This window comes from Stenotrophomonas sp. 3diitr2024, assembly GCF_042136455.1.
Taxonomy (GTDB): domain Bacteria; phylum Pseudomonadota; class Gammaproteobacteria; order Xanthomonadales; family Xanthomonadaceae; genus Stenotrophomonas; species Stenotrophomonas sepilia.
The window spans coordinates 1-8,610 of sequence record NZ_JBHHMJ010000631.1 but is presented as its reverse complement, the minus strand read 5'-3'; the positions used below and the strand labels follow the sequence as shown (position 1 = coordinate 8,610).

Sequence of the window (8,610 nt, the reverse complement as noted above, 5' to 3'; positions counted from 1 at the left end):
GAGGTGGGCATGCGCGGCGGCGCGCGCGCGTTCGGGGTCGCCGGCCAGCACCGCATCCATCATCTCGCGGTGCTGGTCGGACAGCGGCGAGAAGGTCCTCGCCGAGGTGTAGAGCTTTTCGCGGCTCTGCGAGATGTTGGTCTGCAGCAGTTCGAACAGCCCGCGCATCACCTGCAGCAGCACCAGGTTGTGCGAGGCCTCGGCGATGGACAGGTGGAAGGCCGCGTCGGCCTCCGCCTCGCCGGTGGGGTCGTCCTTGCCGTGCGCGTCCATCATGGTCTGGAAGGCCTGTGCGATGCGCGCGCGGTCCTCGTCGGTGGCACGCAGCGCCGCATGCCAGGCGGTGGCACCTTCCAGCGCGTGGCGGATCTCCAGCACGTCGAAGCGGTATTCCGGGTCGCCCTGGAACAGCGGCAGGTACGGCGCCAGCGGTTCATCCAGCGCCTGCCGCGCGCGTGCCGCAGGCTCGGCCACGTAGGTGCCGCCACCGACCCGTGCGGTCAACAGGCCCTGGCTGGCCAGCTGCGCGATGGCCTCGCGCAGCGCGGTGCGCGAGACCCCCAGCTGCACCGCCAGGGTGCGCTCGGCCGGCAGCCGGTCGCCCGGCCGCAGCTGTTGTTCCTGCACCAGGCCGCGCAGCTGCGCAGCCACCTTGTCCGAAATACGTTGCGTGCTCATGGCGCCATTGTGGCCCGAAGCGCGCAGCGGGTGGTCGGCCAGCCGCGCATGGCTCAGGGAATCATCCAGGTCAGCCAGTAAGCCTGGGCCAGGGTGATCAGGCCGACCATCGTGGTGAAGATCAGGCTGTGCTTGACCGTGAAGCGGAACAGATCCGACTCCTTGCCGGCCAGGCCGACCGCCGCGCAGGCAATGGCGATCGACTGCGGTGAGATCATCTTGCCGGTGACACCGCCGGTGGTGTTGGCCGCTACCAGCAGCACGTCGGACACGCCGATCTGCTGTGCGGTGGTGGCCTGCAGTGCCGAGAACAAGGCATTGGACGAGGTGTCCGAACCGGTCAGGAACACGCCCAGCCAGCCCAGGAACGGTGAGAAGAACGGGAACGCGTCGCCGGTATGCGCCAGTGCCAGGGCCAACGTGGCAGACAGTCCCGAGTAGTTGGCGATGAAGGCGAACGCCAGCACCATGCCAATCGAGTAGATCGGCATGCGCAGCTCACGCACGGTCTCGCCGAAGGTCTGCAGCGCCGAACGTGCAGGCATGCGCAGCACGATGATGGCAATCACCCCGGCCAGGATGATCGAGGTACCGGTGGCCGAGAACCAGTCGAACTTGTAGATGGCGTCATAGCTCAGCGGCGCATCCACGATCGGTGGCATCTTCTGCACCAGCTGGTCCAGGCCCGGCACTGGGATCTTCAGCACCCAGCCTTCCAGCGGACCGCCCGCCGCGAACAGCGACTTGAACGGCTTGATGCTCCACAGCGTGACCATCGCGGTGAGGATCAGGAACGGCGACCATGCCCTGGCGATCTGGCCGACGCTGTGGCGCGGTGCCTCCAGTGCCTGTGCGGCCGCCTCGGCGCTGGTTTCGGTGTCGAAACGGAAGATCCGCACCGGCTTCCAGCGGCGCAGGAACAGGGTCAGGCACACCAGCGACGCCAGCGACGCGGTGATGTCCGGCAGCTCCGGGCCGATGAAGTTCGAGGTCAGGTACTGCGCGATGGCGAACGAGCCACCGGCCACCAGCACCGCCGGCCAGGTCTCCTTGATACCGCGCCAACCATCCATGATCGCCATGATCCAGAACAGCACGATGATGGTCAGGAACGGCAACTGACGGCCGGCCATCTGGCCGATCTCGAATGCGTCCAGGCCGGTGACCTGCCCGGCCACGATGATCGGAATGCCCATCGCGCCGAACGCTACCGGCGCGGTGTTGACGATCAGGCACAGGCCGGCGGCATACAGCGGCTTGAAGCCCAGCCCGACCAGCAACGCTGCGGTGATCGCCACCGGCGCACCGAAGCCGGCCGCGCCTTCCAGAAAGGCACCAAACGCGAAACCGACCATCAGCATCTGCAGGCGCTGGTCTTCAGTCACGGACAGGATCGAGGCGCGGATGATGTCGAACTGCCCGGTCTTGACCGAAACTTTGTAGAGGAACACCGCACCGATGATGATCCACGCGATGGGCCACAGGCCGTAGACGAAACCGAAGCCGGCCGCGCCCAGCGCCTGCGTCACCGGCATGCGGTAGAACAGCAGGGCCACGCCGAGTGCGATGGCCACGGTGATCGTGCCGGCCAGCCAGCCCTTCATGCGCAGCACGGCCAGGGCAACGAAGAAGAACGCGATCGGCAGCAGCGCGATCAGGCTCGACAACCACAGGTTGCCAGCGGGGTCGTACAGGTGTTGCCAGGGCTGCATGAAGACTCTCGACTGGGGGACGGGTTCAACACCGCAGGGGTGGGCGGTCGTGGGCTTCAGCATTATTGGTCGTACCAATAATGGATTTATGGAGCCACTGGACGCAGATTGAACCGCTGATTGCGCGAAGAGCCTATTAGACCATAGGGCTAGAATGAACTATTGGTACGACCATTAAGACGGTTGAGACCGTGGCGCGCATCCACCACACTGGATCCTGCCCAATGTCTGGTACACGAATGACACTCGCCCCCACCCGCGACCTGCAGTCCATGCAGCAACAGGCAGCTGACTGTCTGGCCGGCTACGCTGAAGCGAACCTTCTCAATCATGCAGGCTTGGATGCGCTCATCGCCCACCTGCGCGCATATCCGGATTCGGGCGAACCCATGGCCCTGCCAGACTGGGATCAGGCAGGCTCAGAGCTTCAGATCGCGGGTCGAGGCGATCCATTGCCGCCATCTCTGTTGGGGCAGATCGCCACAGACAAGCACGAGGAGTTGAATGACCTGATCTGTTCCTGCGTTGAAGTGGGAATCGCAGATCTGTACGGCGCTACGACGGATGTTCCTGACCAGATGCTGGCCAGAGCACTGGCCATCCTGCAGCGCAACACTTCGCAGCAGATCTGACTGCTTCAACTCCGCCTTGGAATCACGATCAGATCCCCCGAAGGGACTCTGATCCCACTCCCTCAACCCCTTAGATCTTCTTCTCCAACCGCCGCATCACCGCCAGCACCAGCACGCACAGCACGCTCACCCCGATGGCGATCACGTACTTGCTGATCCCCACTGCAATCCCGATGGCCGCTGCCATGATCAGCGAGCTGGCCGTGGTCAGGCCGCTGACCTGGTCCTCGCGTGACCCACGCAGGATGGTGCCAGCGGCCACGAAGCCGACACAGGCCACCACCGCTTCGATCAGGCGCACCGGATCAACCTGCAGCAGATCGCGGTAACGCTCCTGCTGGAAATGCTCGGCCACCGAGTCGCCGAGACCGACGATCAATGCCGCCGCTCCGGCAATGAGCATGTGCGTACGCAGGCCGGCGGCGTGCTTGCCCATTTCCCGCTCGACACCGAGCACACCGCCGAACAGCATCGCTGCGGCTACGCGCAGCAGGATCGAGACATCCTGGGTAAGTTCCATGGGAAAGCTCCGGAATTTTCCCGGAGCGTCGCGCGGCGGTCGTGGGACGGCGGTGAAGGCGATGGCACGCCTTCTTCACCGCACGCTTTCATCCACGCATGGCGTGGATCTACTGACCGCATTCGCTCATTGCGCCAGGTAGCCACCATCGATGGCGTAGTACGTGCCGGTCGCGAACGAGGCATCGTCGCTGGCCAGCCAGGCTACCAATGCGGCCACTTCCTGCGGCGTACCCAGCCGCTTCAACGCGTGCCGCCCTTCCAGCGTGGCGCGCACCTTCGGGTCCATCTTCTCCAGCAGCGGTGTGCTGATGAAGCCCGGCCCCACTGCGTTGACACGGATGCCGTCAGCCGCATGTTCCCACGCGGCTGTCTGGGTCAGCCCGACCACGCCGTGCTTGGCGGCCACATATGCAGTGGAGCCGGCATACCCCACTTGGCCCAGGATCGAGGCCATGTTGATGATGCTGCCGCCCGTGCCGGCCGCGCGCATGGCCTGGATCTGCGCACGCTGGCACAGGAACACGCTGGTGAGGTTGACATCGATCACGCGCTGCCAGCCATCAATCGGATAGTCGCCGCTGCTGGCCGCCGGCCCGCTGATGCCGGCGTTGTTGACCGCAACGTGCAGGCCGTCGAGTTCCTTGATCGTGCGCTGCACCGCTGCCTCCACCGCCGCGTCGTCGGTGACGTCCAGCGCGATGCCGATGGCCTGTGTGCCGGTGCTGCGCAACTGCGCCACGGTGGCATCCACTGCATCCTGCTTCAGGTCCCAGACCGAAATACGGGCACCGGATGCGGCCAGCGTCTGTGCCACGGCCAGGCCGATGCCCGACACGCCGCCGGTCACGATCGCGGTCTTGCCGGTCAACTGGTAATCAATCATCTCCATTCTCCATCGGTGGGGGTATCAAAGCGGCCTGCAACAGCCAACCGACCCACCCTACGCGCACGCCCGTGATGGTCGGGCTGACATCGCATCTCCAGATCGTTCCAGCCATGAAACCTCAACCGCAGTTTATGTATGGAACTACGTACGGATATGCGTGCAAAACGCCGGCGTATGTTCTTCGGCATTTTCACTTTGGCCGTAATCGCCAATCGTTTTGACCTTATCGAAGTCAAAAGCGCGCGAATCGCGGCGACAATGGGAAACGCTTCCAGATTCTTCGACACATTCAATTCAACCTGTGTTTGCGCAGAGCGATGTCCCGATATTTCACTTTTGCTGATTACCGCCAGTTCGGCGAACGCCATGGCTACGACTACCGGATCGAAGGGAGTGAACTGCGCGACGACCAATGGGCAGGGCGTGGCGACGTCCACGAACAGTCACTGCGCGGTGGCCTGGGCCTGATCGCCTCGGACGTGCACAACCGGTTCACCTACACGGCCACCGCTGTGCACGGTGCCGGCCTGACCATCCGCCTGATGCTTCAGGGCGAAGTGGATGTCCAGTTTCCTCGTCGCAAGGGGTTCACCCTGCGCGCCGGCACAGGCATGACCACCAGCCACCATGAACCTGTGTCGATGGCCGGGCTGCATCCCGGTGGCAGCCACCTGCGCGGGGTCAGCTTGAGCGTACCGGCCGATCTGGACGTGGACATGCTGCGCCTGCCGGCACTGCAACGGGTCCTTCATTCCCCTCTGCAGTGCCGCCACTGGGCCATTCCGCATGCCTTGCTGCCGACGCTCGCCCAATTGTTCGACAGCCCCTGGCAGGACGACATCGATGCGCTGTGGCGCGAAGGCGTGGCCCTGCAGGTGTTGGCCGTCGGCCTGCAGGCCGAGGATATGCAGACCGAGCATATACGCACGCTGCGCGCCGGCCAGCGCGAGCGGCTGGAGCGAGTGCGCAGCTATCTGCATGACGACCCCAGCCATGCCCACAGCCTGATCGAACTGGCCCAGCTGGCCTGCATGAGCCCCAGCTCCTTGCGCCGCCATTTTGCCCAGCAATATGGAAGCTCGGTGTTCGACTACCTGCATGAGCAGCGCATGCGCCATGCCGAACAGGGCCTGCGCGAAAACGGATGGACCGTCGAGCAGGCTGCCGCCGCCAGCGGCTACCGCCACCCCAGCAACTTCGCCGCCGCGTTCCGCAAGCGCTTCGGCCTGGTCCCCAGCCGCTGGCGTACGGGCCCGTCGAAGGTGGGCTGAAGGCCCGGGCCCTGGCAGGTGTCGACCTTGGTCGACACGCTCCTGCGCCATTGCGGATGCCGGCCAGCGGCCGGCACTACCACACCCGCCTGGATCCACCTGCCATGGCTCAGCCCTGGTAGGTGTCGACCTTGGTCGACACGCGCTGAAAGCGATCATATTCCCGGCACATCTTTGCGCATGTCGCAGATGCCCATTGCGGCGAAAGATGGGCCGCGGCATCGTAGTAAGGCTGACTACAGGGACTTCTCGTGGACAACCGAGATCAGCCAAGCACGCCTTACTTCATCCGATGCATCCAAAGTCCGTGGCTACCCGAGACAGGCGCGCATACGGACGATCTACGCAGCTTACAGGCACATTGGAGCGAGGCAGCGATTCCAGAGGGCTTCATACAGCTCCTGCGTTGGTCAAACGGTGGGCGCTGCGTGTTCCCTCATGCTTATGTCGACCTGTGGTCCATCGCCAGCATCATTCAGCTTAACGGCAGCTACCAGATCCGTCGTTATCTTGGCGACTCCCTGATGGGCATTGGAACGGACGGTGGATCGACGCTCATTGCGCTCGATCTCCGTTTGCTCAGACCCGGCCAGATCGTCTCATTCGATCTGGCCGATCTCGATATCAGCCAGGGCAAGCCCATCGCCGAATCTATTGCCGAACTCTTTCGTAAGTTCGACAGCGGCCTGCTGACTAGCGACAACCTTTATCCTTGAACATGGAAATGCCGGCCAGCGACCGGCACTACCACGTGCTACCAGGCACGGCCCGGCGTCACCCTGCGGGCCTCAATACACCGGCAGATCGATGTAGCTGGCCTGCGCAGCGCTGTGCCACACGCGCTGCGTGGCCTTCTGGTAATCGCCCGGCTTGGCCAGGTAGATGTTCGGCACGTAGGTCTGCGGGTTGCGGTCGTACAACGGGAACAAGCTGGACTGCACCTGCACCATCACCCGGTGGCCCTTCTGGAACGTGTGGTTGGCGTTGGGCAGGTCAAAACGGTACGGCAGCACCTGGTTGGCGGCCAGCGGCTTCGGATCGCTGAAGCTCTCGCGGTAGCGGCCACGGAAGATCGCCAGCGACACCGGCAACTCATAGCCCCCCATTTCCGGCGTCGACGCTTCCTGGTCCGGATACACGTCGATCAGCTTCACCACCCAGTCGCTGTCGGTGCCGCTGGTCGAGGCCTGCAGGTGCACCACCGGCGCGCCGCCGATGCGCAACGGCGCGGTCAGCGGTTCGGTGATGAAGGTCAGCACATCCGGACGGCCATCGACAAAGCGCTGGTCCTTGACCAGCCAGGTGGTCCACATGTCGCGGTCACCGAAGCGGACCGGGCGCGGCACGAACGGCACCGGCTTGGCCGGGTCGGACACGTATTCCTCGAAGTCGCCCTCGCCCGCCGCCGGTGCCTGGAACGCCAGCTTGCCGCCGGCGCGCAGGTACAGCGGCTTGCTGCTGGCGGCACATCCCTTGTCGCAGCTGCGCGGCCAACCCTTCAAGCGGTCCCAGTGGTTTTCGCCGGTGTTGTAGATCAGCACCGGTGGCGTATCGGCCTTCGGCGCGCCATCCACCAGGTACTGGTCGAAGAACGGCTTGAGCACGTCGCGGCGGAACTGCAGCGCGGTATCGCCGTCGAACTTCAGCGCACCCAGTTCGCTGCCGCTGTAGTTCACCTGGCTGTGTCGCCACGGGCCCATCACCAGGTAATTGCGGTTGTTGCCGCTATCGCGTCCTTCCATCGCCTGATAGGCGTGGTTGGCACCCCACATGTCCTCCTGGTCCCACAGGCCCTGCAGCCACATGGTCGGCACCTTCAGCGGTGTCCTTGCCATCACCGCGTCCAGCGCCTGGCCCTGCCAGAAGCCGTCATAGGCCGGATGCTCGACCAGCTTCTTCCACCAGGTCAGCTGGTCCACGCCGGTGAAACGCGCGTAGTCGCCTGCCGAGCCGATGCGCAGGAAGGTGCTGTAGTCGTCGTAGCCGAGGCTGGGCAGCGGCGTACCCTTGCCGCGCTTCTCGGTCTGCATGGCGAAGTAGTTGAAGTTGACCTGGCGGAACGCACCGTAGTTGAGCCAGTCGTCGCCCATCCAGCCATCGACCATCGGGCTCTGTGGTGCGGCCACCTTCAGTGCCGGGTGCGGGTCGGTCAGCGCCATCACCACGGTGAAGCCCTCGTACGACGAGCCGAGCATGCCGACCTTGCCATTGCTCTCCGGTACGTTCTTCACCAGCCAGTCGATGGTGTCCCAGGCGTCGGTGGAATGGTCGACTTTGGTGTTGTTCAACGGCCCGCGCAGCGGCCGGGTCATCACGTAATCGCCCTCGGAACCATACTTGCCGCGGATATCCTGGAACACGCGGATGTAGCCGCCGTCGACAAACACCTCGTCACCCTGCGGCAACAGGTCGCGCATGCGCGGCGAATCACTGCGGCTGGCGCGACCGGCAGCATCATAGGGAGTCCGGGTCAGCAGGATCGGCGCATTGTGGGCGCCCTTGGGCACCACGATCACCGTATACAGCCTGATGCCATCACGCATCGGCACCATCACCACGCGCTTGTCGTAGTCGCGACCGACATCGGGGGCAACGAACGGCTTGCCGCTGATATCCGGGGTCATCGGCGGGGTATCGGCGGCCAGCACGGTGCTGGACAGGCAAAGGGCAATGGCTACAGCGACGGCACGCACACGCATGGACAACCCCTCCCGGCAGGAAAGCCCCAAGCCTACTCCTGCCTGGCGCCGTGAAGTGTGTGCAGGCTTTGCATTCTTCGGTCGATGCAGGCAGGACTGATGGCACATGTGCCTGCGGTGCCGCTGCGCTCGTCGGCGAAAGGTAGTGCCGGCCGCTGGCCGGCAACCGCGTAACGCGCCCAGGATCATGAAGTTGCCGGCCAGCGGCCG

At 64.4% G+C, this 8,610-nt stretch carries 8 protein-coding genes; 3 read left to right on the top strand and 5 right to left on the bottom strand.

The window, feature by feature from the left end:
* Both ABGA94_RS16360 and lldP read right to left on the bottom strand, forming a co-directional pair.
* Positions 1-678, bottom strand: a 678-nt coding sequence (locus ABGA94_RS16360; RefSeq protein WP_375367807.1) for an FCD domain-containing protein, incomplete at its 3' end; no start/stop codon positions are given.
* Between the two features lie 53 nt (positions 679-731).
* Positions 732-2,390 carry an L-lactate permease gene (lldP, locus tag ABGA94_RS16355; protein ID WP_375367806.1) on the bottom strand — a complete coding sequence of 553 codons (1,659 nt, stop codon included), beginning with the start codon at positions 2,388-2,390 and terminating at the stop codon, positions 732-734.
* A gap of 239 nt (positions 2,391-2,629) precedes the next feature.
* On the opposite strand from lldP, the gene ABGA94_RS16350 reads away from it, so the two are divergent.
* Positions 2,630-3,022, top strand: coding sequence for a hypothetical protein (locus ABGA94_RS16350; RefSeq protein WP_138951762.1), 393 nt, complete (start codon positions 2,630-2,632; stop codon positions 3,020-3,022).
* 70 nt (positions 3,023-3,092) lie between these two features.
* On the opposite strand, the gene ABGA94_RS16345 is transcribed toward ABGA94_RS16350, so the two are convergent.
* Together ABGA94_RS16345 and ABGA94_RS16340 are read right to left on the bottom strand one after the other, a co-directional pair.
* Positions 3,093-3,542, bottom strand: coding sequence for an MgtC/SapB family protein (locus tag ABGA94_RS16345; protein WP_049422814.1), 450 nt, complete (start codon positions 3,540-3,542; stop codon positions 3,093-3,095).
* 126 nt (positions 3,543-3,668) lie between these two features.
* Positions 3,669-4,427 carry an SDR family NAD(P)-dependent oxidoreductase gene (locus ABGA94_RS16340; RefSeq protein ID WP_134956074.1) on the bottom strand — a complete coding sequence of 253 codons (759 nt, stop codon included), beginning with the start codon at positions 4,425-4,427 and terminating at the stop codon, positions 3,669-3,671.
* 320 nt (positions 4,428-4,747) lie between these two features.
* Between ABGA94_RS16340 and ABGA94_RS16335 the strand changes: the two genes are divergently transcribed.
* Together ABGA94_RS16335 and ABGA94_RS16330 are read left to right on the top strand one after the other, a co-directional pair.
* Positions 4,748-5,701, top strand: a complete 954-nt coding sequence (locus ABGA94_RS16335; RefSeq protein ID WP_053499560.1) for an AraC family transcriptional regulator — start codon at positions 4,748-4,750, stop codon at positions 5,699-5,701.
* A gap of 251 nt (positions 5,702-5,952) precedes the next feature.
* Complete coding sequence (locus ABGA94_RS16330; RefSeq protein ID WP_134956073.1) at positions 5,953-6,417, top strand: SMI1/KNR4 family protein; 465 nt, start codon at positions 5,953-5,955, stop codon at positions 6,415-6,417.
* Positions 6,418-6,489: 72 nt separating this feature from the next.
* Here the strand turns inward: ABGA94_RS16330 and ABGA94_RS16325 are convergent, their stop codons facing one another.
* Entirely contained in the window at positions 6,490-8,400 is a 1,911-nt protein-coding gene (locus ABGA94_RS16325) for a CocE/NonD family hydrolase (protein WP_111128813.1), read from the bottom strand.
* Between the last annotated feature and the right edge of the window lie 210 nt (positions 8,401-8,610).

What these genes read in the sequence shown, in the direction of transcription:
- lldP (WP_375367806.1), bottom strand. Translation starts at nt 2,390, where the DNA reads ATGCAGCCCTGGCAACACCTGTACGACCCCGCTGGCAACCTGTGGTTG.
- ABGA94_RS16340 (WP_134956074.1), bottom strand. Translation starts at nt 4,427, where the DNA reads ATGATTGATTACCAGTTGACCGGCAAGACCGCGATCGTGACCGGCGGC.
- ABGA94_RS16335 (WP_053499560.1), top strand. Translation starts at nt 4,748, where the DNA reads ATGTCCCGATATTTCACTTTTGCTGATTACCGCCAGTTCGGCGAACGC.
- ABGA94_RS16345 (WP_049422814.1), bottom strand. Translation starts at nt 3,542, where the DNA reads ATGGAACTTACCCAGGATGTCTCGATCCTGCTGCGCGTAGCCGCAGCG.
- ABGA94_RS16325 (WP_111128813.1), bottom strand. Translation starts at nt 8,400, where the DNA reads ATGCGTGTGCGTGCCGTCGCTGTAGCCATTGCCCTTTGCCTGTCCAGC.
- ABGA94_RS16350 (WP_138951762.1), top strand. Translation starts at nt 2,630, where the DNA reads ATGACACTCGCCCCCACCCGCGACCTGCAGTCCATGCAGCAACAGGCA.